The sequence below is a fragment of the Butyrivibrio sp. ob235 genome (assembly GCF_900109475.1).
Taxonomy (GTDB): Bacteria; Bacillota; Clostridia; order Lachnospirales; family Lachnospiraceae; genus Butyrivibrio.
In genome coordinates this window covers 49,599-74,061 of the sequence record NZ_FOBE01000005.1, presented here as the reverse complement: position 1 = coordinate 74,061, position 24,463 = coordinate 49,599, and the positions used below count along the sequence as shown (strand labels likewise).

Genomic DNA, 24,463 nt, shown 5'->3' with positions numbered 1-24,463 from the left:
TGTAGGGGGATAATATGAAGCATAACGAAAAAAAGCCAAAAAAGAACTTGAAAAAACTAACACTTCTTCACTCGAATGATATGCACGGCGACTTCCTTGCCGAGAAGGCTGACGATAAGCTGGTTGGAGGCGTGTCACTTCTTTCAGGTTATGTCAGTAAGGTCAGACATGAGGAAGAAAATGTTCTCTATGCAATTGCAGGAGATATGTTTAGAGGCTCTATTATTGATTCTGAGTTTCACGGAATTTCGACAATTCAAATTATGAACATGCTCTCTCCGGACATAGTGACAGTGGGCAACCATGAGGTGGACTACGGCGTATCACACCTTCTTTTCCTTGAAAAATGTGCTGAGTTTCCGATTATCAATGCCAATTTCCATATTAAGACGAATAATGCCAGGCTCTTCGAACCCTATAAAATTATAGAGATAGATGGGATGAAGATTCTTTTCATAGGAATCATAACAGAGGTTGCACTCATGCAGTGCAAGACGGACAAACTAATAGGAACTCTTGTGACTTTGCAGGATGCCGCTGATGAAATCGGAAGAATCTGTGATACCTATAATGCGCTTGATATAGACTTTACAGTTCTTCTTACACACATCGGCTTTGAGGAGGACCAAAAGCTTGCAGCAATGCTTGATCCGGCATGGGGAGTTGATGTGATAATAGGTGGTCATTCTCATACCTTCATAGAAGAGCCTGCCGTTGTAAATGGTATTCCGATTGTTCAGGCAGGTACCGGTACGGATCAGATCGGACGTTTTGACATCATGATCGATACGGATAATAACTGCATCGACAGCTATACCTGGAAACCGGTTCCGATTAATGAAAGCACATGTCCCAAGGATCCCGGCATCGAGGAAATAATAAATAATTACAAGACGAGTACGGATGCTAAGTATGGAAGAATCATCACCAAGTTTGTAAGGCAGCTCACACATCCTTCACGTATAGAGGAGACTGAGCTTGGCGATCTTTATTCGGATGCTCTTTGTGAGGCTCTGGGACTTGATATTATGCTCCTAGGTTCAGGTTCCATCCGCACGGAGAAGCTTGGTCCTGTTGTTACAAAAAAAGACCTGGATGAGAATTTCCCTTATGATGATGGTGTATTTGTAACCTATTGGACTGGTGCACAGCTAAAGCATGGTCTTTTGCGCGTGCTTAGAGATGAGGCTCTTGCAGGAGAGCACACGGAGTTTTACCAGCTTTCTGAGGGACTTGAAATAGAGTATGACCAGAAGACACATTCATTCCTGAAGTTCAATTTTAAGGGTGAACCAATAGATGATAATCAGGTTTATTCTGTGGGACTACAGCAGTTCCACTACACGAATGTGAAGGACTCCTTTGATCTTGAAGTTGCCGATCTTGACAATAACAAGCAATCCAGACAGATCTGCACTTCCTGTGCCGGCGTAATTGAGGAAGTTCTGCAAAAAGGCCAGCATCAGGATGCAATTGGTAAGGGTAGACTTATTATTCATCTTGAGGATGGTACTACAACGGGGAAAATTTGATCTTTCTATAAAATCATACAAGATTATAAAATGTGTTCAAGTTCACAGAATTACCACATTTTGGTCACTTTTCCTTACGATTTGTGCTGTAGTATAAACACTGTAAGGAACAGTAAATAAGTTCCACCCCCTCATAAGAACACTTTCTTCATAGAAAAAAAGCCGGGTTCTTCGTGACAAGAACCCGGCTTTCCCCTTTTTTATTTTAACAATTACCCGTATATACATATTTGAGCTGTTGCCCGGCAAGCTCGGCAAGATGATAGACTTTTGAAACCTCTGTAGCAGGCACATCTGTCATATTGAACCTCGGAAAATAACGACTTATATGAAGCGGAATGTCATTGCGGATGCCTGCAATCCAAGAGGACAAGTCCATGATTTCCTCATCGGTATCATTGTATCCCGGGACAATAAGCGTAGTCAGTTCCACATGTAACTCTTTAGCAGCAGCTGTAATGAAGTCCATGACCATCTTTCTGCCACCCTTAAGGACATCCTCATAATAGGAATCGGTAAATCCCTTGAGATCAATATTCATCGCATCTATATAAGGAATAATTTCATCATGGATTTTTTCCGAAACGCAGCCGTTTGATACGAGCACAGTTTTAAGCCCCGCTTCATGAGCCAGTTTTGATGTATCTCTTACATATTCATAGCCTATAAGCGGTTCATTATATGTAAAAGCTATTCCAATATTTCCATCTTCCCTATACGAGGCAGCGATACCGACCAGTTCATCAGGTGCTATATATCTCGTCTGCGGAAGCGACAATATTGGATCAAATCCATAAGATATAGTGTGATTCTGGCAAAACGGACAGCGAAGATTACATCCGTAGCTTCCGACAGAAACCACCATTGATCCGGGATAAAACCTGGACAATGGTTTTTTCTCTATTGGGTCAAGTGCTATGGACGTGATAAGTCCGTAATTTGTGCATACAATCTCTCCGCCGCGGCAGGTCCTTGCCATGCACATTCCGGTCATATCCTCTTTTAAATTGCAGTGATGATGACAAACTTCACATAAAGGCATAATTTTTAATCCAAGTATTCTTCAAGCTTTTCTACAAAAGTTTCTCCCATTTCGCTGAGTTCGACGCCCTTTCTTGTTATATATCCGAAGGTGAGCGTCTCGTCTTCCTTAAGCTTTACAGCTTTTAGGTCCGATTCATTAAGACTGTCTCCGAGCATTGCAGCTCCGACAGCATAGCCGTTAAGGCCGAGCATTAGTTCAATTGAAGTTGCTCGTTCGTTGGTACTGATGATCTTTTTATAATCATAGGTAGCAAGGGCTTCCTCTCTGTAATAGAAGGAAGTATTATCACCCTGGTCGAATACCATGCAGGGATAGTCGGAGAGTTCCTCAAGTGAGAGTTCCTCCTTATCTGCAAGGGGATGATCCTTTCTCAAATACACATATGTATTACGTGTGAAAAGTTCGTGGAATTCAAGCGATGCATCTGTGAAAATCTTTTTGAAGGTATTTTTATTGAAATCCGAAAGAGCGATAACACCTATTTCGCTTTTCATATTCTTGATATCTTCGATTACCTCACTTGTCTGAGTCTCCCTTATGGAAAATTGATATTCATCAAGATCATATTCCTTTACTGTCTCGATAAAAGCATTAACTGCAATAGTGTAATGCTGCATGGAAACTGAGAAAGTGGGTTTATCGGATTTTGAGTTCAAATACTTTTCTTCAACAATCTCGAACTGCTCAACCGCATGTCTTGCATAGGCAATGAAGGAAGCCCCGGCGGATGTGGTAACGACGCCGTTATGAACTCTCTCAAAAATCTGAATTCCAAGCTCCTTTTCAAGATCTCTTACCGCACTTGAAAGACCGGGTTGTGAGACATAGAGTCTGTCCGCCGCCTTTCTCATGGATGATTCTTCATCAATAGCAATAACGTATTTTAGCTGCAATATGGTCATGTGTATCACCTCTTTGGTTTATTTCTACACATTACTATATCACAGTTGATTTGAATCGCAGAAGCAAATTATTGCAATAATACACGCCACAGAGTAAAGTAAAATCAGAAACATTGATTCCGCTTTGATAGTATTTCATAGAGGATTACTATGAATAATAAAAAGTCATTCAAAGACAGAATAAATGATCTAAAGCTTACACATGCAGTAAACAAAGGCTCCGGCGGTTCTGTTTTCAGGCGCATGTTTTTCATGATTCGCCGTTATATCAGAATTCTTCTGGGGTTTATTGCCGCTTACCTGGCACTGCTTTTTTTGCTGGTGGAAATCGAGAGAAGAGATCCCTCCGCCACGATTCATAACATTGGAGAGGCCTTTTGGTACTCCCTCGTTACCCTCACCACTATCGGATATGGTGATTTCTATCCTGTTACTCCCGCAGGCCGCCTGATAGCGTCCATATTCGTTATCTTAGGTATCGGTCTGCTCGGTTTCTTTGTGGGATTCATGATGGAATTTGTCTCCCGCATTAAGCCTATTATCCTTCTATCGATTCATACGGCCAAACCCTGGTATATTTTTACCGATAAATCCCAGTACTCAATGATTTTTGCTGAAAACATAAAATCCGTACGTCCTGACGCAGTTATCATCTATTCAGGTTGTCAGGATGACGGAAAAGGCTCAAAGGCAATTTCCGTTCAATGGTCTGCCGCAGAACTCCTTGAACGTAGAGGTTCTCTTTATGATGCTCATATTATGTGCTTAAAGGATAACGAGATGGAAAATTTCCTGGACGCCATAACGCTGTCCGATACCGGTGCCCCTATCGTGTGTCTGGCCAATTTTACACCGGCCCATCATCCTATGAATATCAGTTTCTTCTCACTAACTGACTGTACGGCAAGATTATTCTGGCAGCAATACCCCGTAAAAAAGAAAAACGAAACCATTCTTCTTATCGGTTTTGGCGCTGCAGGTTCAGTTCTTCTTGATCGTGCGCTTGAATTAAATGTCTTATACGAGGACCAGAGCATACACTATCATGTATTCGGTAATTCAGATGAATACTGCAGAAACCGTAAAAAACTCAATGATATAGTAAGCATTAACGAACAATCCGATGGAAGAGACAGCATCATTTTCCATGACAGCCACTGGAACGCGGACGAAAAGCTCCTGGCAAAAGCTGATCGCATCATTCTTTGCGACGACTCTGAAAAGGATAATATCGCCGTTCTTCAGACTCTTCAGAAATTTTTTGCCTTCAGTGGTGAAATATATATTTATAACAGTAACGTCAGAAGTATTGCTACTCCTTTTGGACAAACCAGAGATATCCTTACCCCCGCCTTTGTACTGCACAATACTCTGACTGATATGGCACTTTGCCGTCATGAAATGATGCGCTTCTATTTAGGCGGCGCTATCCCGTTATGGGAAGATTTAGACAGTCTTATTAAGGACATGAACTATATCACAACCGACCATATAAGTCTTAAGGTGCATATGATTCTTGGAGATGAGGCGCCCTGCCAACCCTTCGATGACATTCCTTCTGCAACGTTGCGGAAGGCTTCTGCGGCAAGAAATAATATGTCCGATGAACAGAAGGCTGTTTTGAACAAGCTTGAACATGAGCGCACCTGTCGTTTCTATTTATTGCATAACTATTCTTATGCAGAAAAAACAAATGATGACACCAGAGAAAACAACCTTCTTAAGCCCTTTGATAAATTAAATGATTTTGAAAAACAGATGGTAGAGATCAGCTGGACCCTCATCGACGAGTTGGCCTCACATAAAGCTGCAAAGGGGCACTGATCTGTCCTACCTGAAAATTAATAATAATAATATATGAAACAAAAAGTTCAAAATAATGGTATAATATGACCTATAGTATATGTATATATACTTTTTTCTTATGAGATTTAAGTTGAGTGCGGGGATTTAGTTTGTTATGAGTAGTTCAAAAACGAATAGTGTGAAAGCACTGGCCATTTCTGTGGCTCTTTTTGTGTTACCATTAATGGTGACGTCGATTTTCAAGGCGGATGTCAAAGCCGCTGCTACATATCCGACCGGGGATATGCATGAACCTCCGGCTATAACGGAGTTGATTCCTGATGACGACCCTTTGGAGAATTCTGCGCCTAAAGAAGACACTCTGGTCGGAAATACACTTATTCTTGGGGATGCTTTGAATGCTGCTCCAATTGAAACCGGTGAGCATTACAGGTATCTGTCGCCTGCAGAGAAAGCTATCTATTCAGCTTTATACAGATCTATTGTTTCTAACAATTTCATTCCTTATTCACAAAGAACAAATACTTATACATGGGATTGCCTTAATACCTATAAGACACTTGTTTATTCAGGCAGTTCAACCTTCCAGAATGCGTATGACCTTAGCACTAAAGAATACGAAAATGTGCTGAACAGGGCACAGGAGGCTCTCTATTTTGATCATCCGGAAAAAGTTGAATTCTATATGTGTCATACGTCTTATTATTGGTCAAAATATGAATCCGGTAATTTTAACAGTTATATCGTGATTACCGCAAATTATGACGAAACAGCTTTTGAAAATATCGATAGCCAGATTACAACTGCACTTAATAAGTGGATCAGTGATCTGAAAAATCCAAGTAACAATTGTGTTAATCAGACTTGGGATGCACTTACTGAATTAAATGTTCATGATTATTATGTAGGAAATCTTCAATATGATCATGCCTGCGCTGCAGACAGGTCGACAGCAGGATATTATAACCTTTCACATACGGCATATGGAGCACTTGTTAACCATCTTGCAGTGTGCGATGGATATTCAGCCGGATATGAACTGATTTTGAAAAGACTTGGGATTGAATCCATGATTATCGCCGGATATGCGGGAGGCGGTCATGCCTGGAACATAGTGAGACTTGACGGATCATGGTACGAGGTGGACACTACCTGGGCTATTTCAACTGAAGGTGAACTCAGACATGACTGGTTCAACAGGACGACGGCAGAGTATGAGAAGGGGGTGGGTGACAGTTCCAAGGCTCATCTAAGGAACAGCTCATCAGCTTTTGTCGGTTTCAGAATGCCCAAGGCTTACGGCACGCATTATACATATGATTACCTGTCACAGACGGATGTGAATTCATTAATACGAGATGAACAATATGTGGCGGTTACCGGTATCTCATTATCTCAGTCAGAGATGGAGATGCAGATAGGACAAAGCATCGTTGCCGATGTACAGATAATACCTGAAAATGCTACAGTGAAGGATTATGTAGTTAAATCAAGTAATTATGATTGCATAGAAGTGGATGAGCATATACTGCGAGCCATTGCCCCGGGTGAAGCGATTATTACGGTTACTTCCGCTGATGGAGGCCATACGGCTCAGTGTAAGATAACAGTTCCATTACCCGAGCCTGAAAAAGTGGATGCACCTGAAGAGGTAGCGGATAAACAGGTTGATACAGTTGCACCCATAGATACGGAAAAAGGAGTATTTGAGATAACTCCTGATAAAAATACTGAAGTGACTTTTAAAGCTGGCAATAATAAAAAAGCTTCGTCTATAACGATTCCTTCCACAGTGACAGATGAAAATGGCTGCATGTATACGGTAACAGAAATAGAAGATGGTGCATGCAAGGGGTATAAAAAGCTGAAAAAGGTTATCATCCCGGAAACGATTAGAACGATCGGAAAGGGGGCATTCAAAAACTGTTCGAATCTTTCAGTGATTAAGATAAAAGGAAATAATCTGTTAAAGGTGGGCAGTGGTGCTTTCAAGGGAATAAAAAAAGGCGCAAAGATAACAATTTATGTATCGACAAAGAAGAAATTTACCAGACTGGTTAAACTGATAAAAAAAGCCGGTGGATCAAAAGCGATTTTCAAGTTCAAAAAACAGTGATCATATTATGCTGGGAAACTTTAGGTTTCAAAAAATTATCCCAATGCCCTAAAATAGCGAGTTTGAAAGAAAATAATAAAAACTTCAATCATAAATGTAATTTTATTTGATTTATCCATTGACAATTGTGATATACATGGTATTATTGTCTTGTAAGTAATTGATAAACATTTTTAGTTTTTGTTTATGGAAGGAATCAGTTATGAAGAAGTTCAGACGCGTAATAGCTACTATGGTTGCAGTTGTTATCTCACTCAACGTTATGGCATGTGGAGCAGAGAAGGTGGCAACAATTGATGACGTAGCAGCTCTCAGAGGGATCAACGAGGACACTGAGAATATTTATATCGACGATGAGGCTATCGCCCTTGCCGGCGAGGCACCTACAAGCGAAGGTGCTTTGGCAGCAGCTCAGGCAGCATTCGGTCTTGTAAATCAGAAGCGTACAGCTGCAGGACTTGGCGCTCTTTCATGGAGTGATGCACTTACTCAGGCAGCACTTGTAAGAGCACAGGAGATCGTTGGTACATTTTCACATAACAGACCTAACGGTGATGCGTGGTACACAGTAAACAGCAGCATCATGTACGGTGAGAATCTTGCAAAGCTTTACAACACAGGCGATTCGGTTGTAGCTGCATGGATGGCATCACCTACTCACGCAGCCAACATTATGGAGTCAGGTTTCAAGTCAGTCGGAATAGCTGTATACCAGGCAGACAACGGAAACTGGTACTGGGCTCAGGAATTTGGATACTAATCCAAAGCCAAGCAGATATGAACAAAATGCAGATATCGAGTTTACTCGGTTATCTGCATTTTTTTATATCTATTTGGCGCGGAGCACCAACGAGGAAATGCTTGCATTTTCGAGTCTGGGCTTTGGATTGCGCTTGTGGGTATTATGTTGTATGATAATAAAGTTACTTGCTGTGTTAGTTTACAGTAGTGAAGTGCCCAAGGCACTGATAGGAGGAGATTATGAAAAAGAAAATGCTGGCAGCTATTTTGGCTGCATCGATGATGGCGATGACCATCACAGGTTGCGGTGACAACCGCAAAACAGCGGATGACGCAGGTGAGGCAGTAAGTACTGAAGCTGCTTCCAGTGAAGAGGCAGCGAGCACTGAAGCTGAGGAAGCTACAGAAGAGGCTACAGAAGAGTCTTCTGATGCAGCTGAAGAAGCAGAGGCTGAGACTTCAGAAGATGCTGCAGAGACTGAGGATGAAGAAGCTACCGAGGAATCTAAGGATGAATATGTAATCGGTATCTCACAGTTCGCTGAGCACGGTTCACTTGACAACTGTCGCGAAGGATTCCTTCAGGGACTTGCAAATGAAGGAATTGTAGAAGGTGAGAATCTTACGGTTCATTTCCAGAACGCTCAGGCTGATACAGGTACTGCAAGCCAGATTTCCGATGCTTTTGTTGCAGACGGTGTTGATCTTATTTGCGGTATTGCCACACCCAGTGCAATGAGTGCATACAACTCCGCACTTGGAACAACTGTACCTGTTATCTATTCAGCTGTTTCAGATCCTGTTGCTGCAGAGCTTGCAAAAGAGGATGGAACACCTGTAGGAAATATAACAGGAACATCTGATGCACTTGCTGTTACAGAGCAGCTCGATATGATCAGAAAGATGCTTCCCGATGCTAAGAAAATCGGTATTCTTTATACAACAAGTGAGACTAACTCCGAGAGTACAATTGCTCAGTACAAGGAGCATGCAGAGGAGTATGGCTTTGAAATCGTAGACAGCGGTATCAATACTCTTGCTGATCTCGATATGGCAGCTGCAGATCTTGTAACAAAGGTTGACTGCATCAATAACCTTACTGATAACACAGTTGTTTCAGGTCTTCAGACAGTACTTAGCTATGCTAAGGAGCAGAAGATTCCTGTATTCGGTTCAGAGGTTGAGCAGGTTAAGGTTGGCTGCGTTGCAGCTATGGGCCTTGATTACGTTAAGCTTGGAATCCAGACAGGAGAGATGGCAGCTAAGGTTCTTAAGGGAGAGAGCGAGGCTTCCGAGATGCCTTTCGAAGTAATTAGTGAGCCCAGCCTTTATGTTAATACCAAGGCAGCTGAAGAGATCGGAATGACTCTTGATGACAGCTTTGTTTCAGGCGCAGCTGAGGTATACGATAACATCGCTGCAAATTAATTTATAAGCGGATAGGAGTAACTATGGCACTTCTGATAAGTGTGCTGGAGCAAGGCTTGTGTTACGCAATCATGGCTCTGGGAATGTATATTACGTATAAAATATTGGATTTTCCTGACATGACAGTAGATGGCGGATTCCCTTTTGGAATCTGCCTTGCTGTTGTTATGATAAGAGCCGGGGTCCGGCCGATATTTACTTTACCGATATGTTTTGCGGCAGGCTGCCTTATAGGAGTCTGCACAGGCATAATCCATGTGGTGTTTAAGGTAAGGGATCTTCTTGCCGGAATTATCATGATGACCGGTTTGTATTCAGTGAATCTTAGAATTGCAGGAAAAGCAAACCTTCCCATGTATGATTACTACACAATTTTTGATAACAAGCTTATGAACTCTTTGTTTGGGATGATTCCCGGGCTTGCGGGTTTTCAGTCGGTGATTATTCTATTTGTCATCACAATAATAGTGAAATTTATCCTCGACTGGTATCTTAAAACAAGGTCAGGACTTATGCTTCAGGCTGTCGGAGATAACGATGTTCTTGTTACATCAATGGGTGTAGACAGGGGAAAGGTCAGAATCATCGGCCTTGCTATTGCCAATGGCCTTGTTGCTCTTTCGGGTTCCATCTATGCTCAGCAGCAGAGATACTTTGATGTATCCATGGGAACCGGTACAGCTGTAATAGGTCTTGCCAGTGTTATCATAGGAACAGCTCTTTTAAAGAAAGTGTCATTTTTCAAAATTACAACGAGTGTTGTTATCGGTGCCATAGTATATAAGGCCTGCGTAGCGATTGCCATTAAATGTGGTCTTCAATCGACAGACTTAAAGCTCATCACAGCTGTATTGTTCCTTGTGATTCTCATTATCACCAGAGACAAGAAGCGGAAAGTGGAGGCCTGATATGCTGGAACTGAAATCAATTTATAAAAATTACAATCCCGGCACTGTCAATGAGATGTGCCTCTTTGATGACTTCAATCTGACAGTTCCGGATGGACAGTTTGTTGCTGTTGTTGGAAGTAACGGCTCAGGCAAGACCTCAATGCTCAATATCATCTGTGGATCGATTCAGGCCGACAGAGGAGAAATTCTTGTTAATGGTGAAAATATCACCAATGAGCGTGACTATCAAAGGCATAGAACAATAGGCAGAGTTTACCAGGATCCATCAAAGGGAACATGTCCGTCCATGAATATTCTGGAGAATATGTCCATCGCTGATAATAAGGGCAAGATTTTCGGACTACAGGCAGGCGTTAATCATAAGCGCAAGGATTACTACAGAGATCTTCTGAAAAGCCTGGGACTTGGCCTGGAGGATAAACTGTATACAAAGGTTGGTTCTCTTTCAGGTGGTCAGCGCCAGGCTGTGGCGCTTCTTATGAGTACGATGACACCGCTTGAGTTTCTTATTTTGGACGAGCACACTGCTGCGCTCGATCCTAAAACGGCGGATATCATTATGGAACTTACGGATAAAATCGTCAGAGAGAAAAAGGTTACAACTATTATGGTTACCCATAACCTTCGATATGCTACGGAGTATGGTGACAGACTTCTGATGATGCATGAAGGATCAATAATTCTTGATAAATCAGGTGAAGACAAGAAAAAGATGAAGCCTGAAGAAATAATGCATTTGTTCAATGAAATCAGTGTTGAATGTGGTAACTGATATTTAAAAAAAGCGCTAAGAGCAATCAGCTCTTAGCGCTTTCTGTATATTTCTCATCACAGTATTTACAGCGATATATTTCTTTTTCTTCATCAGCCAGGTAGAAGATATGCGGAAGCTCCTGTTCGATTGAAGAGATGCATCTGGGATTGTGACATTTTATAACATTCTTTATCTCGTGAGGAAGGAAAAGGGCTCTCTTTTCAACAATCTCACCTTCTTTAATTACATTTACGGTTATGTTATGGTCGATGAAAGCCAGAACCGCAAGGTCCAGAGTATCGATATCGCACTCAACCTTCAGAATATCCTTCTTGCCCATAACATTGCTTCTTGCATTTTTTATGATGGCAACGGTGCAGTCCAGTCTGTCGAGTCCCAGATGATGATAAATCTGCATGCTGCGTCCGGCTTTTATATGATCTAAAACGAAACCTTCTTCGATTTTTCCTACATTAAGCATATTGTATCCTTTCTTTGTTAATTACTTGCCTTCCCCCTAGGGGGAAGGTGGCACGAAGTGCCGGATGAGGGGGTCACCACTCTCGTAACAATCCATGATTCATATGTGCATCGGTCTTATCAAGGAGCGTCAGTATCAAAGCCATTCTCACATACAATCCATATTGAACCTGCTTGAAATATGCAGCTCTCGGATCCTTGTCCACTTCAACTGAAATCTCGTTTACTCTGGGAAGCGGATGGAGGATATGCATATCCTTTTTTGCTAACTCCATTTTTTCCTCATTGAGTATGTAGAAGTCACGCAGGCGAATGTAGTCCTCTTCATTGAAGAAACGCTCTTTCTGCACTCTGGTCATGTATAACAGATCCAGTCTTGGCATTACGTCTTCAAGCTTTATTACTTCTTCATAGGTTATGTTGTTTTCCTTTAACATTTCTGTGATGTAATCCGGAACACGAAGTTCGTTAGGAGAGATGAAAATAAAATGGATATCCTTGTAACGAACAAGTGCATTTATAAGAGAATGGACGGTTCTGCCGAATTTAAGATCGCCGCAGAGACCAATAGTGAAACCTGAAAGAGTTCCGTGTAAGGAACGAATTGTTAGCAGATCTGTAAGAGTTTGGGTAGGGTGGTGATGACCGCCGTCGCCGGCATTAATAACAGGAATAATGGAATTCGCCGCAGCTACCATCGGAGCACCCTCCTTGGGATGACGCATGGCACATATATCGGCAAAACTGGAAATAACACGGATAGTATCGGCGACACTTTCGCCTTTTGAAACGGATGAACTGGAGGCATCGGCAAAACCGATTATCTGACCGCCGAGTCTGAGCATTGCGGTCTCGAAACTGAGTCTTGTTCTGGTACTGGGTTCGTAGAAACAGGTTGCGAGGATATTACCGTCGCATTTGTGCGCATAGGCGCTCATGTTGCGCTCGATATCACCGGCTGTGTCAAATAATTCTTCAAGCTCTTCTACAGTGAAATCAAGCGGTCGCATCATGTGTCTTAGATTGTTCATCATAGATTCTGCACTCCCATATAAAACTGATTAGTTTTTTTCTTTAATCAATTATATATGTTTGTGCCAAGTTGTCTAGACCATTTTTACTTGTTCAGAGGAAGGAATGTGCTGACAACGTCGGAGCCGTCAACAGGAACGTGATACATTACATTCTCAACATCAAATGGCTTGAAATACAGATACTTCGAGGTGAGACTGAGAGCGTGGAAAATACCTTCAGCGATCACGGCATTGTTAGAGCCGTCAAGCTTCATAACTCTTAAAGTCTGATTGCCGGGTTCTGAAGTGGCGTAGAAGATATTGAATTCGTTCATGTTGTAAAAATCCACTCTGGAGTCGGTAAGTACGCTGGTTTCGCCGCTGGAGAGATTTGTGCGGCAGAGCCTGTAATGATGAGCAGCATCGATGTAATAAACAAAACCATTCTGAACAATGGGCTGCCAGATATTACCACTCAGAAGAATGCTGGAAGTATCTTCTGAAAGAGTGTCCATAACGTGAAGATCGTGATCAAGATCAACACCGCTGTAATAGATTTTTCCGTCGATGGCGCATGAGGGGTCAAGCTTTTCAGCTGTAACAAGGCTCTGGTTTCGCTCATCAATTCTTATTTTGTTCAGTCCTGCCTTATTACCGTTGTCAACGTTATAGTAGAGATAACTACCTACAAGCTGAACGGAGGAGATATATTCTCTGTCAAGAACCTCCTGCTTTTCACCGTCAAGCTGGCTTCGATATAAGCCATAGAAAACGGATACATTTCCAAGTCCTTTCAGCTTGCTGTTTGATACATTTTTCTTGGAGTAATCAAGGTAAAAGTAAATGTATTTACCTGCACCTACGATATGACTTGTATTCATGGAAGTAAGCTGCTTAACATCTGTTTCATCCGGATTCATGGAGTAGAGACAGTCATTTCCGAGAGGGTTTGAAAAATAAACCTTTCCGTCCATCTCAAGGAAAAGTCCGCCATTATAAAGATTGCCGGGAGTATTGCCCACGACATTTTCATCATTCATAGGAACACGTTTGGAAATAAAGTAAATTAGCAAGCCTACAGTAATGGCTGTGATAAAGATTGAAAAAAATATAAGAAAGGTTCTGCTTTTCATAAAAGATCACCTCATAAGGGCTAAAACACGATGCAAATTTTATAAACTATATTTTATAAAGTATAACACGATTTTTAGCATGAATACCATTAACTTTCCCTTAAATTATGGTACAATTCTAATAACAAAAGTAGGAGATTTTAGGTATGGATTTAAATGAACTTCGAAGTGATATAGACAAAATTGATTCAGAACTTATTGCTCTGTTTGAAAAGAGAATGACTGTCAGCGAGAAGATAGCTGATTACAAGATACAGGCTAAAAAAAGCATTTTTGATAAGGACAGGGAAAACCTGAAACTTGAGAAAGTAAAGTCACTTGCTACGAGCGACGAGAACAGGGAGCCTACAGGAGAGCTCTTTGAAAAGATCATGGAGATAAGCCGTAAGAGGCAGTATGAGAGGCTCTCAGCTAACGGCGTGACAGATGAAAACGCAAAGACCGATCCCGCATACAGGGAGCTTAATTCAAATAATAATTCATTGATACTATTTAGAAATGCGACAGATCAGCAGACTTATCTTCGCGACAATCTTGTAATTCTTTCGGATAAAAAACTTGCGGATGCTCATTTTCCTAAGGAAGAGCAGGAAGAGCTTATTCATTCCATGATGAGTATTCTGATTGAAGAATCTGCAAGACGCGGCTTTTACGGGAATCTTTGGCATACCTTTTTGGCACTTCTTCTTGTTTCTGATGAAAATGCATACAGCATGGCAGACGAGATGCGAGGAGACATGGGAGGAACGATAAAGGAACTTGCTCTTCATGATCTTTCCTGTTTTAAAAAATGGTTTGATATCGATTTTTCGGATATGACGGAAAGACTTCATGTGCCTGAGTTTAACTCTTTATTCACCTATGAGGTGGGGAATGCTGAGAGTAAAGTGTTCAATACCAGAGTAAGGGACAGAATATGTGAACTTGCAGTTGATCTTGCCGGATGCTCTAATGCAGAGGAGATGCTTAAGGAACTGACATTATTCTACAAACACTACGGAGTCGGTAAATTCGGACTTCATAAAGCATTCAGGGTGAGACATGAAGATTCCGGCGCTGTCATAGAGCCAATCAGAAATATCAGACATGTGGAATTGAAGGATCTTGTAGGCTACGAGATTGCCAAACAAAAGCTGATTGATAACACGGAGGCTTTTGTTTCGGGGAAGAAGGCAAATAACTGTCTTCTTTACGGAGATGCCGGCACCGGAAAGTCATCAAGTATCAAAGCCATTGCCAATGAGTACTACGACAGGGGCCTTAGAATAATCGAAATCTATAAGCATCAATTCAAGGATTTGAATGATGTTATTGCACAGATAAAGGGACGTAATTACAAATTTATTATTTATATGGATGATCTCAGTTTTGAAGAATTCGAGACCGACTATAAGTATCTGAAAGCTGTCATTGAGGGAGGTCTGGAGAAGAAACCGGAGAACGTGCTCATCTATGCAACCTCCAACAGAAGGCACCTGATAAGGGAGAGCTTCAAGGATAAGCCTGCTGTACTTGATGATGACCTTCACAGGAATGATACAGTTCAGGAAAAGCTGTCACTGGCTAATCGCTTTGGTGTGACTATTTATTTCGGGGCACCCGAGATGAAAGAATACGATGAGATTGTCAGGGTACTGGCTGATCGGAACGGAATCGATATGCCTGAGGCTGAGCTTATTGCTGAAGCTCGCAAGTGGGAGATGAATCACGGTGGGCTCTCCGGCAGAACCGCTCAGCAATTCATCGATTATCTATTGGGTAAATGAATCTTATCGGGCAATTGAAAACAGGGGGTAATATATGGCGACAGATGTATTTGCGGCAGTAGACATGGGCTCCTACGCTTTGGACATGAAAATATTTGAAATGTCGCAGAAAAAGGGAGTTAAGGAAATCGATCATGTGAGCCACAAAATCGACCTGGGAACGGAAACCTATGCGACAGGTCAGATTTCTGCTACTCACATGGATGAGCTTATCAGAATCCTTACTGATTACAACAAGATCATGGAAGGCTATGGAGTTACGCGTTATCAGGCCTATGGAACGAGCGCGATGCGTGAGACCAAGGATACAGATACTGTCCTGGAACTCCTTAGACAGCGCACAGGGCTTGAAATAGATATTCTGAGTAATTCCGAGCAGAGATTTCTTGATTATAAATCGGTTGCTCTTAATAACGAACGATTTTTTAAATTTCTTGAAAAACCAACTGCTATTGTTGATGTCGGCGGAGGTAGTATCCAGATATCTCTTTTCGAGAATGATACCCTTGTGACTACTCAGCAGCTGCGGCTTGGTGTTCTTCGTCTATATTCCACTATGCAGCATATTCAGCCCGGTCACAGCAAGTTTCCGATGCTTGTGCAGGAACTCGTTGAATCCCAGCTGAATGTCTTTGCAAAGATGCATCTTAAAGACAGAAAGATAGAGAATGTTATTTTAATTGACGATTACGTATCACCTGTTCTGCAAAGAATAAACCTTGGTATGGAAGAAAAAGGATACGCATCGGCCAAGGAATTTGTGTATTATATGGGAACTTTGGCCAACAAATCTCTTACTGATATTTCCAAAAAGCTGGGCCTTCCACAGGATAATCTGATGCTCATGTATGTATCGGGACTTCTTGTGAGTAACATTGTTGCGATGCTTAAGGCAGAGACTATCTGGGCGCCCGGAGGGACACTCTGCGACGGTATCGCCTTCGAGTATGCCGAGAGGAAAAAATATATCAAGAGCTCCCATGATTTCGAGCAGGATATTGTTGCATGCGCACAGAACATTTCACGAAGATACATGGGAAGTAAGCAGAGAAGTGAGACACTTCAATCAATAGCACTTAGTATTTTTGACAGCATGAAAAAGGTCCACGGACTGGGAAAAAGAGAACGACTGTTATTGCAAATCTGTACAATCCTTCATGACTGCGGAAAATATATAAGCATGGTTAATCTCGGTGACTGCTCCTACAACATAATAATGTCTACGGAGATTATCGGAATATCCCATTTGGAGAGATCGATAGTTGCCAATGTAGTAAGGTTTAATCATGACGATTTTGAATATTATAAGGGTGGAGGATACAGATTCCACGGAATAGACCACGACGCGTATCTTACCATCGCTAAGCTCACCGCTATTTTGAGAATAGCCAATGGCCTTGACAGAACTCATAAACAGAAGTTTAAGAATGTCAGAGTTGCAGTAAAGGACAAGGAACTTGAAATAACGGTTGATACCATGGCTGATATTTCCCTTGAAAAAGGTTTGTTCGGAGCAAGGGGAAGCTTCTTTGAGCAGGTATACGGAATAAAGCCTGTAATACGACAAAAACGCTTTTGATGAATAAGACAGCAGTTACTTTTTACAGATGATTGCCCATATGGGCTTATGAGGGACAATATGGCAGCAAAAAAGAAAAATACAACTACAAATGAAAGCGGTATTCCTAATTTCTATAATGATGAGTACTACATTAACAGAGAGCTTAGCTGGCTTGCGTTCAACAGCAGATGTCTTTCCGAGGCAAAGGATAAAGCTACACCTCTCTTTGAAAAGCTGAAATTCCTTAGTATTACATCCAGCAATCTGGACGAGTTTTTCATGGTCCGTGTGGCTTCCCTTAAGGATATGATAAATGCCGGTTATAAGAAGCCGGATATAGCGGGAATGTCACCAAAGCAGCAGTTGGATGAGGTCACCGATGCTGTTCATGATTTTGTTGTTGAACAGTACAAAATATACAACCGGCTGTTATTGCCGGAGCTTAGTGCAAACGGTGTTGAAATTGTAAAGGATTATAAAAAGCTTGCCCCTGAGGAAGCAGACTATATAGACAGATATTTTGATGATTTCGTATATCCTGTTCTTACTCCGATGGCGGTGGATTCGTCGAGACCTTTCCCGCTTATCAGAAATAAGACATTGAATATCGGTGCGCTTGTCAAAGGTAAGGACAATGATGATGAGATGGAATTCGCCATGGTTCAGGTGCCTTCGGTTCTGCCCAGAATAATGGAAATTCCTGAGATCAGCGGCGTGAGAAAAATAATTCTTCTTGAGCAGATTATAGAGAGAAATATTCATAAGCTTTTCCTTAATTACGATATTGTGTGCTGTCATCCCTTCAGAGTTGGAAGAAATGCAGATCTTTCAATTGATGAGGATGAGGCAGAGGATCTTCTGAAGGAAATTGAGAAACAGCTGAAAAGACGCCAGTGGGGACAGGCGATAAGACTTGAGATTGAGAAGGGCTTTGATAAGAGACTTCTTAAGCTGCTTGTTGACGAGCTTAAGGTTGAGCAGCGAGAGGTCTATACTGTAGACGGACCGCTTGATCTGACCTTCCTCATGAAGATGTATGGCATAGAGGGCTTTGACTATCTTAAAGAGCATGGCTATAATCCACCTGCCCCGGTTATTCAGCTTCCGGCTGACAGGGATATCTTTGAGTGCATAAGAGAGGGTGATATTCTGATGCACCATCCCTACGAGAGCTTTGATCCGGTAGTAAGATTTGTGGAAACTGCCGCTTCTGATCCTGCGGTTCTTGCCATTAAGCAGACTCTTTACAGAGTAAGCGGTAATTCGCCTATTATTGCTGCTCTTGCAAAAGCTGCTGACAACGGCAAACAGGTATCTGTACTGGTTGAGCTTAAAGCCCGTTTTGATGAAGAGAATAATATCGTCTGGGCGAAGATGCTTGAGAAAGCAGGCTGTCACGTTATTTATGGATTAAAGGGACTGAAGACCCATAGTAAGATAACACTTGTTGTTAGAAAAGAAGAAGACGGTATCAGGCGTTATGTTCACCTGGCAACCGGTAACTATAATGACTCAACTGCAAAGCTGTACACTGACGTCGGTATGTTTACCTGCGCTGAAGCCTACGGCGAAGATGCTACCGCTGTATTTAACATGCTTTCCGGTTATTCTGAGCCGGTAGTATGGAACAAACTGACACTGGCACCTTTGTGGCTTAAGGACAGAATTCTTGATCTGATCAAAAGAGAAGCAGATCATGCCAGAAACGGTGAGCCTGCGCATATCGTTGCTAAGATGAATTCAATATGTCATAAGGATGTTATCGCTGCACTCTATGAAGCAAGCAATGCCGGAGTAAAAATCGATCTTATCGTTAGAGGTATATGCTGCCTTAGGACCGGAATTCCCGGAATCAGTGATAATATAAGAGTTCGCTCCATAGTAGGTAACTTCCTTGAACATAGCCGTATATTCTACTTTGAAAATGGCGGAAGTCCTGAGTACTACGCATCAAGTGCTGACTGGATGCCAAGAAACCTAGAGCGCCGTGTGGAGATTATGTTCCCTGTTGAAAATCCCGCACTTCGGGAAAAACTATGGCATATTCTCGACTGCGAGCTTCGGGACAATGTTAAAGCTCATGTCATGAATGAAAAGGGCGAATATATCAAGGTAACAAAGAGAGGCGCGGATTCCCTTAATTCCCAGAAGCTTTTCGGTAATGAGGCAACCGAACTTGGAAAGCCTAAGAACATTACTGAAAGCAGAGTCTTCGAACCGGAATACAGGGACGACCACGGACTATAATATGCCTTCCCCAAAGGGGGAAGGTGTCAGTGCAGCTGACGGATGAGGGTTAAATGAAATATATACTTGCATCAGGGTCCCCCAGAAGAAAAGAACTTCTGGGCTCCCTGGGGATAAATTTTGAAATAATACCCGCAACGGGTGAAGAAATCATAACGAGCGAAGTACCTTCGGAAGTTGTTACATCGCTTTCGAAGCAAAAAGCTAAAGAGATTTTTCATAAAGTTTTAAGAGATAATAAAGACACTGTCGTTGTAATTGGTTCAGATACCGTTGTATCATATAAAGAGAAAATACTTGGTAAGCCAAAGGATAGGAAGGATGCCGGGCAGATGATTTCGGACATCGCCGGAACAACGCATGAGGTGTACACCGGAGTAAGCGTTGTATACGGAGATAATTCCGATGAAAAGGAATTCACTTTTTATGAATGTACAAAAGTAAAAGTGTTCCCAATGTCAGAGGATGAAATAGAAGCCTATCTTGATACGGATGAGCCCTACGACAAGGCCGGAGCTTACGGAATCCAGGGACTTTTTGGAAAGTTCGTGGAAGGCATCGAGGGTGATTATAACAACGTGGTGGGACTTCCGCTCTCAAGGCTTTATCAGGAATTAAAAGCAAGAAACCTTATATAACCACTTTAAGCACGGGTACTTATTATCACCTGTGGGAAAGCGAGCTATGTATGCACGAATATGATGATGCGGTTTTAAATTGTTTTTTGGAAAATCAGGGACAGCTTTTTTCTGAAAATGTGGCTGAGTCTCCGGAGGAAGCAGAGGCCTTTCTTGAAGATTGCATGGCTGTGGTCGTGGATTCACCTGAGGAAGTAGAAGAATACTTTGAAGAAGCAGGCCTTGATCCCGGTGATGGGGATGTCATGGAAGCGTCAGAAGTATTTGACATCGGTGATGGCAGATACCTTATTGTTGAAGGATAATATAATAACCAAAAGTTAATAAATACTTTAGGGAATATGCATTGTTTGTATATTCCCATTTTTTTACAATAAAATAAGTGAAAGTGTTGTGATTTTGGCAGCTAAGTTACGATTAGCGTCTTATGCAGAAGGAATGTTTTTCACAGAAAAGGAGTTGATGGAAGATGAAAGAAGCAACAAGTAACAAAAAAGCTATAAAACGAATAGTAAGTAGTGTTATGGCATTGGCTGTGGCCCTCTGCATGTGCATGGTTGCTATGCCGATGAGGGTATTGGCTGTACCGCCATATTTTCAGATATGGGAGAACGAGGGAGTTACAATCAATACTGGTGGAACTGGAACACTATATGCTTCCGGTGATTTTTCAAATGACATAGCAGACCCGGCTTCACACCTTGTTTGGAATAAAGAGAATAAGTCGGTAACTATTAAAAATGTTTCCTTTACCGATTTTGGTGCAGATACCAGTGGCCTTACAATTATAGTTGAAGGAGAGTGTAATATAGATTTCTTATCTGCTAATGATGGAACTCAAGGAACTCCAGGGCCTGATACAGGAATAACAATTCAAATGACTGCCGGATCCAAATTGACCATTGGTGCTGCATATGGAGCAAATAAAGGTACAGATGCATATAAAAATAACATTAATCAGTATGTAACAATTGTTGGCGGTACTATTGGTGATGATGGTGTGATTAACGCTGGAGATAATCCTGGAGGTAATCCGGGAACGGATCCTGGAACAGATCCTAAGACACCTGATACCGGAACTGTAAAAGTAGGCGATGAAGTCCAGGAACCTGATAAGACACCCAAAGAATCCCCTACCTACAAAGTAGTTTCTACAGATGAAGATAATCGTTCAGTAACCTACGAGAAGCCTGCTGAAAATGCCAGCGGAACAGAGACGGTTAAGGCTACGGTTACACTTGCGGATAAGAAAGAATATAAAGTAACAGGCATTGGTGAAGGTGCATTTGCTAACTTTGGTGGAAAAGATAATATCACCGGAATTGTTATCAGTGACAGCGTAGAAGAAATCGGAGCCGGTGCTTGTAAGGACTGCAAAAATCTTGAGTCAGTCAAGATTGGAAGCGGAGTAAAGAAAATCGGAGCTAATGCTTTTGCAGGCTGCGCAGCGCTTACCACTGCAGATCTTACCGATAACGTTGAAGAAATCGGTGCTTCGGCATTTTCAGATTGCGCCAAGCTTAAATCACTTACAATCGGTAAGAAGGTTAAGAAGATCGGTGCCAAGGCTTATTACAACTGCTCAGGATTAAAGAACATTAAAGTTAAGTCAACTTATCTCACCAAGAAGTCCAAGGTTGGGAAAAAGGCATTTTTCAAAATCAATAAGAAGGCTAAGGTTAAGGTGAAGATGAGCAAGGGTGATGCAAAGAAATTTAAGGTAAAGACAATCAAAGTCTTCAAAAACAAGAGCATTGGATATGTTAAGACATGGAAGGTAAGCTGATTTTCTGAATTGAAGAAATAAATAAAGCCGGTAGGCGTACTTGATAATCAAGCTGCCTGCCGGCTCTTTATTATATTCAGCTTCACCATACAAAGGTTACCGCATTAGCTACATCTTCAGTGATTGTGTTGTCTTTAACCAGCTTCTTAAGCCAGATGTCAAGGTTATCAGCCTTGTGGTTTGTCTGGATAAAGTGGATGCTTTTGCCTTCTACATTTGTTGAAAGAAAGAGTTCATACATATACATTGGTGAGAAACCTCCATTAAATCATTCTCTGTTTTTCTTTCATTCATCTTGGCCATTTGAATGTTCTTTTTCGCTTACAGAAGATATATCGATGGGCACCCCGAAAAACTTTAGCCTGTTTTTTAATGTTTTTTTTATTTTTTTTATAAGCTGTTTTGTGAAAATTATTTTCAAAAACAGCAATAGAAAATCCATATATGGTATCATGCATATAAACTAATATGACATATACATAGGAGTATTGAATGGCTTCTAAGAAGTATCAGAACAGGTTTGCCAGGAAAAAAGCAAAATTTAAAAATGAGATCAGAAATGCAGATGCAGCGTTCCCAAGGCAGGAGTTTGATGCCTATTGGGATAAGCATATAGCTGAAATAGGACGGGACGTTCTTTTATTTTGCAGAAGCGCCCTTCGAACGGAGAGATTCCATGTTGACGGAAAGACGGCATATGGAAAAGTACAAAAGCAGGAGCTCTATAGAGGTAATATTGAAAAGTTCTGTAAACAGCTTTCGGGGAAAATGCATCCTTCGCTTCTTACTGAATTTTTCCCGGGAATTCCGCATGCAATTTACGAGCATTTACTTGAAGCGCAAGATCCAGCCATAGTCACCTTTGTCTCTAAGACAAGAGAAAAAGCAGCTTCAAGGCTCATAATTAAGTATCTGAGAAAGACCAGGAAAATATGGGACTTAGTTACATATCTTCAGGATAATCTGATGGAAGAGGATGTGCTTACAGATCTTGGGAAAAATCCCAGATATAAATATCTGACTAAAAAGCTTATGCAGGCCATACAGGCGCAGAAACTTCTCTATGAAAATATCCAGACTTCAACACCTGATGACCTTACAACGCTCTTTCCGCTTGCAAGGCAGATGAAGAGAAAGTTCATAATCCATATCGGACCGACAAATTCAGGAAAAACTCATCAGGCGATGGAAGAGTTAAAGAAGGCCGGGAGCGGAATTTACCTTGCACCACTCAGATTACTCGCCTACGAGCAGTATGAGAGGATGAATAAAGACGGTGTTCCCTGTTCAATGATTACCGGTGAAGAGCGCATATTGATGCCGGGATCATATCATCAGGCATCAACCATTGAGATGCTTGATATTAAGGAAGAGTGGGATATGGCTGTAATAGATGAAGCCCAGATGGTTGCCGATGAGCAGCGCGGAGGCTCCTGGACAACAGCTATTCTCGGAGTGAGGTCTAAACTTATTCATCTTTGCGCATCTCCTGATGCTGAGGATACTCTGATACAAATGATAGAATCCTGCGGTGATACCTATGAGATAACCTACCATGAGAGAATGACACCGCTTGTTATGGATGAAAATGCTGTGGATTTCAGCTTCCCCGAGGCTGTACAAAATGGTGATGCGCTGATTGTCTTTTCAAGAAGAGATGTACACAGCGTAGCGGCAGAGCTTCAGGATAATGATATTAAATGCAGTATTATATATGGGGCACTTCCTTATGATGTCCGCCACAGGGAAGCGGAGAAATTCGCGAGCGGTGAGACAGGTGTTGTAGTTGCTACGGATGCGATAGGAATGGGCATGAATTTGCCTATAAGGCGCGTTGTTTTTCTCCAGACAGTGAAATATGACGGAAAAGATGAGAGACCGCTCAACTCCTCAGAGGTAAAGCAGATTGCCGGAAGAGCCGGAAGATATGGGATTTATGACACAGGATATGTGACCTCATATTATGACTATGAAATTATAAAGAAGTTGTTGTTTAAAAAGACTGTTCCAATAGACAGGGCTATGGTCAGCATCCCGGAGGAGTTTTTATTAAAAGACGGTAAGGTATCCACAATTCTTGAACTGTGGAATCAGATACCGGCTAACGATTTTTATGATAAGGGAGACATCTCCGAAAAAATAAAAATTGCAAAGGCGCTTGAACAAATCGCCGATGATCGTGAACTGATAAGAAAGTTTATAAGAATTCCGGCAAGCCCCGACAACAAAGATACTTTTCCCGTATATCTTGAATATTACAAGGAACTTTCAGAAGGCAAGATGCCTGACCTTAGGAAAACGATTAAAGCGTACAGGGCTGATAATGTTGACGAAGATGATAAGGAGGCCCTTCAGGTACTTGAGATAAGCAGTGCTATCTACGACTTTTTATATTCTTTCACGAGAATATTCGGAGAAGAGGAAGCGCTCTCGGTAATATTATCCGGAAAAAGAAAGATATCCGAAAAGATTTTCACAATTCTGGATAAGCAGAATCTAAGCCTCAGAACCTGCATATACTGCGGTAAGAAGCTAAAGTGGTCCTTCAAGTTCAACATGTGTCAGGAATGTTATCGAAAAAGACAATTACTTAGAAGACATTAA

At 41.7% G+C, this 24,463-nt stretch carries 20 protein-coding genes; 14 read left to right on the top strand and 6 right to left on the bottom strand.

The annotated features are described in order from the left end of the window. The first annotated feature begins 14 nt into the window (after positions 1 to 14). The gene (locus BMW61_RS06115; RefSeq protein WP_091820360.1) at positions 15 to 1,532 is read left to right on the top strand and encodes a bifunctional metallophosphatase/5'-nucleotidase; all 1,518 of its coding nucleotides are present in this window, start codon (positions 15 to 17) and stop codon (positions 1,530 to 1,532) included. A 205-nt stretch (positions 1,533 to 1,737) separates the two neighbouring features. Here BMW61_RS06115 and amrS read toward each other — a convergent pair whose 3' ends face one another. Together amrS and BMW61_RS06105 are read right to left on the bottom strand one after the other, a co-directional pair. Beyond that, the gene (gene amrS, locus BMW61_RS06110; RefSeq protein WP_091820358.1) at positions 1,738 to 2,577 is read right to left on the bottom strand and encodes an AmmeMemoRadiSam system radical SAM enzyme; all 840 of its coding nucleotides are present in this window, start codon (positions 2,575 to 2,577) and stop codon (positions 1,738 to 1,740) included. A 2-nt stretch (positions 2,578 to 2,579) separates the two neighbouring features. After that, positions 2,580 to 3,479, bottom strand: coding sequence for a LysR family transcriptional regulator (locus BMW61_RS06105; protein WP_022761497.1), 900 nt, complete (start codon positions 3,477 to 3,479; stop codon positions 2,580 to 2,582). Between the two features lie 150 nt (positions 3,480 to 3,629). Between BMW61_RS06105 and BMW61_RS06100 the strand changes: the two genes are divergently transcribed. The 6 genes from BMW61_RS06100 (at position 3,630) to BMW61_RS06075 (ending at position 11,253) form a co-directional block, all read left to right on the top strand. Then, positions 3,630 to 5,303: an ion channel gene (locus tag BMW61_RS06100; RefSeq protein ID WP_207650177.1), complete on the top strand. Its 1,674-nt coding sequence runs from the start codon at positions 3,630 to 3,632 to the stop codon at positions 5,301 to 5,303. 136 nt (positions 5,304 to 5,439) lie between these two features. After that, positions 5,440 to 7,401, top strand: a complete 1,962-nt coding sequence (locus tag BMW61_RS06095; RefSeq protein ID WP_091820356.1) for a leucine-rich repeat domain-containing protein — start codon at positions 5,440 to 5,442, stop codon at positions 7,399 to 7,401. 202 nt (positions 7,402 to 7,603) lie between these two features. Continuing rightward, the gene (locus tag BMW61_RS06090; RefSeq protein WP_022761500.1) at positions 7,604 to 8,161 is read left to right on the top strand and encodes a CAP domain-containing protein; all 558 of its coding nucleotides are present in this window, start codon (positions 7,604 to 7,606) and stop codon (positions 8,159 to 8,161) included. A gap of 221 nt (positions 8,162 to 8,382) precedes the next feature. Further along, a complete protein-coding gene (locus BMW61_RS06085) occupies positions 8,383 to 9,570 on the top strand; it encodes an ABC transporter substrate-binding protein (protein WP_330388415.1) in 1,188 nt (395 codons plus the stop codon). 23 nt (positions 9,571 to 9,593) lie between these two features. Next, a complete protein-coding gene (locus BMW61_RS06080) occupies positions 9,594 to 10,478 on the top strand; it encodes an ABC transporter permease (RefSeq protein ID WP_026497735.1) in 885 nt (294 codons plus the stop codon). 1 nt (position 10,479) lies between these two features. Continuing rightward, positions 10,480 to 11,253 (top strand): ABC transporter ATP-binding protein, encoded by a 774-nt coding sequence (locus tag BMW61_RS06075; RefSeq protein WP_091820355.1) that lies wholly within the window; start codon positions 10,480 to 10,482, stop codon positions 11,251 to 11,253. Positions 11,254 to 11,278: 25 nt separating this feature from the next. Here BMW61_RS06075 and BMW61_RS06070 read toward each other — a convergent pair whose 3' ends face one another. From BMW61_RS06070 to BMW61_RS06060, 3 genes are all read right to left on the bottom strand, one after another. Next, positions 11,279 to 11,716, bottom strand: a complete 438-nt coding sequence (locus BMW61_RS06070) for an aspartate carbamoyltransferase regulatory subunit (protein WP_022761504.1) — start codon at positions 11,714 to 11,716, stop codon at positions 11,279 to 11,281. A gap of 73 nt (positions 11,717 to 11,789) precedes the next feature. After that, positions 11,790 to 12,746: an aspartate carbamoyltransferase gene (gene pyrB / locus BMW61_RS06065; protein WP_026497733.1), complete on the bottom strand. Its 957-nt coding sequence runs from the start codon at positions 12,744 to 12,746 to the stop codon at positions 11,790 to 11,792. Between the two features lie 86 nt (positions 12,747 to 12,832). Beyond that, the gene (locus BMW61_RS06060) at positions 12,833 to 13,861 is read right to left on the bottom strand and encodes a DUF5050 domain-containing protein (protein ID WP_091820353.1); all 1,029 of its coding nucleotides are present in this window, start codon (positions 13,859 to 13,861) and stop codon (positions 12,833 to 12,835) included. A gap of 146 nt (positions 13,862 to 14,007) precedes the next feature. On the opposite strand from BMW61_RS06060, the gene BMW61_RS06055 reads away from it, so the two are divergent. The 6 genes from BMW61_RS06055 (at position 14,008) to BMW61_RS06030 (ending at position 21,859) form a co-directional block, all read left to right on the top strand. Beyond that, positions 14,008 to 15,627 (top strand): DUF815 domain-containing protein, encoded by a 1,620-nt coding sequence (locus tag BMW61_RS06055; RefSeq protein ID WP_175475110.1) that lies wholly within the window; start codon positions 14,008 to 14,010, stop codon positions 15,625 to 15,627. 34 nt (positions 15,628 to 15,661) lie between these two features. Beyond that, positions 15,662 to 17,206, top strand: coding sequence for a Ppx/GppA phosphatase family protein (locus BMW61_RS06050; protein ID WP_022761508.1), 1,545 nt, complete (start codon positions 15,662 to 15,664; stop codon positions 17,204 to 17,206). A 60-nt stretch (positions 17,207 to 17,266) separates the two neighbouring features. Next, positions 17,267 to 19,435 (top strand): RNA degradosome polyphosphate kinase, encoded by a 2,169-nt coding sequence (locus BMW61_RS06045; protein WP_026497731.1) that lies wholly within the window; start codon positions 17,267 to 17,269, stop codon positions 19,433 to 19,435. A 53-nt stretch (positions 19,436 to 19,488) separates the two neighbouring features. Beyond that, a complete protein-coding gene (locus BMW61_RS06040; RefSeq protein WP_022761510.1) occupies positions 19,489 to 20,073 on the top strand; it encodes a Maf family protein in 585 nt (194 codons plus the stop codon). 50 nt (positions 20,074 to 20,123) lie between these two features. Then, positions 20,124 to 20,378 (top strand): hypothetical protein, encoded by a 255-nt coding sequence (locus BMW61_RS06035; protein ID WP_022761511.1) that lies wholly within the window; start codon positions 20,124 to 20,126, stop codon positions 20,376 to 20,378. Between the two features lie 164 nt (positions 20,379 to 20,542). Continuing rightward, positions 20,543 to 21,859 (top strand): leucine-rich repeat domain-containing protein, encoded by a 1,317-nt coding sequence (locus BMW61_RS06030; RefSeq protein ID WP_091820350.1) that lies wholly within the window; start codon positions 20,543 to 20,545, stop codon positions 21,857 to 21,859. Positions 21,860 to 21,941: 82 nt separating this feature from the next. Here the strand turns inward: BMW61_RS06030 and BMW61_RS21805 are convergent, their stop codons facing one another. Continuing rightward, positions 21,942 to 22,106 carry a hypothetical protein gene (locus BMW61_RS21805; protein ID WP_022761513.1) on the bottom strand — a complete coding sequence of 55 codons (165 nt, stop codon included), beginning with the start codon at positions 22,104 to 22,106 and terminating at the stop codon, positions 21,942 to 21,944. A gap of 245 nt (positions 22,107 to 22,351) precedes the next feature. Between BMW61_RS21805 and BMW61_RS06025 the strand changes: the two genes are divergently transcribed. Beyond that, positions 22,352 to 24,463 carry a helicase-related protein gene (locus BMW61_RS06025; protein WP_091820349.1) on the top strand — a complete coding sequence of 704 codons (2,112 nt, stop codon included), beginning with the start codon at positions 22,352 to 22,354 and terminating at the stop codon, positions 24,461 to 24,463.

What these genes read in the sequence shown, in the direction of transcription:
- BMW61_RS06115 (WP_091820360.1), top strand. Translation starts at nt 15, where the DNA reads ATGAAGCATAACGAAAAAAAGCCAAAAAAGAACTTGAAAAAACTAACA.
- BMW61_RS06105 (WP_022761497.1), bottom strand. Translation starts at nt 3,479, where the DNA reads ATGACCATATTGCAGCTAAAATACGTTATTGCTATTGATGAAGAATCA.
- BMW61_RS06100 (WP_207650177.1), top strand. Translation starts at nt 3,630, where the DNA reads ATGAATAATAAAAAGTCATTCAAAGACAGAATAAATGATCTAAAGCTT.
- BMW61_RS06095 (WP_091820356.1), top strand. Translation starts at nt 5,440, where the DNA reads ATGAGTAGTTCAAAAACGAATAGTGTGAAAGCACTGGCCATTTCTGTG.
- BMW61_RS06090 (WP_022761500.1), top strand. Translation starts at nt 7,604, where the DNA reads ATGAAGAAGTTCAGACGCGTAATAGCTACTATGGTTGCAGTTGTTATC.
- BMW61_RS06085 (WP_330388415.1), top strand. Translation starts at nt 8,383, where the DNA reads ATGAAAAAGAAAATGCTGGCAGCTATTTTGGCTGCATCGATGATGGCG.
- BMW61_RS06080 (WP_026497735.1), top strand. Translation starts at nt 9,594, where the DNA reads ATGGCACTTCTGATAAGTGTGCTGGAGCAAGGCTTGTGTTACGCAATC.
- BMW61_RS06075 (WP_091820355.1), top strand. Translation starts at nt 10,480, where the DNA reads ATGCTGGAACTGAAATCAATTTATAAAAATTACAATCCCGGCACTGTC.
- BMW61_RS06070 (WP_022761504.1), bottom strand. Translation starts at nt 11,716, where the DNA reads ATGCTTAATGTAGGAAAAATCGAAGAAGGTTTCGTTTTAGATCATATA.
- pyrB (WP_026497733.1), bottom strand. Translation starts at nt 12,746, where the DNA reads ATGAACAATCTAAGACACATGATGCGACCGCTTGATTTCACTGTAGAA.
- BMW61_RS06060 (WP_091820353.1), bottom strand. Translation starts at nt 13,861, where the DNA reads ATGAAAAGCAGAACCTTTCTTATATTTTTTTCAATCTTTATCACAGCC.
- BMW61_RS06055 (WP_175475110.1), top strand. Translation starts at nt 14,008, where the DNA reads ATGGATTTAAATGAACTTCGAAGTGATATAGACAAAATTGATTCAGAA.
- BMW61_RS06050 (WP_022761508.1), top strand. Translation starts at nt 15,662, where the DNA reads ATGGCGACAGATGTATTTGCGGCAGTAGACATGGGCTCCTACGCTTTG.
- BMW61_RS06045 (WP_026497731.1), top strand. Translation starts at nt 17,267, where the DNA reads ATGGCAGCAAAAAAGAAAAATACAACTACAAATGAAAGCGGTATTCCT.
- BMW61_RS06040 (WP_022761510.1), top strand. Translation starts at nt 19,489, where the DNA reads ATGAAATATATACTTGCATCAGGGTCCCCCAGAAGAAAAGAACTTCTG.
- BMW61_RS06035 (WP_022761511.1), top strand. Translation starts at nt 20,124, where the DNA reads ATGCACGAATATGATGATGCGGTTTTAAATTGTTTTTTGGAAAATCAG.
- BMW61_RS06030 (WP_091820350.1), top strand. Translation starts at nt 20,543, where the DNA reads ATGAAAGAAGCAACAAGTAACAAAAAAGCTATAAAACGAATAGTAAGT.
- BMW61_RS21805 (WP_022761513.1), bottom strand. Translation starts at nt 22,106, where the DNA reads ATGTATATGTATGAACTCTTTCTTTCAACAAATGTAGAAGGCAAAAGC.
- BMW61_RS06025 (WP_091820349.1), top strand. Translation starts at nt 22,352, where the DNA reads ATGGCTTCTAAGAAGTATCAGAACAGGTTTGCCAGGAAAAAAGCAAAA.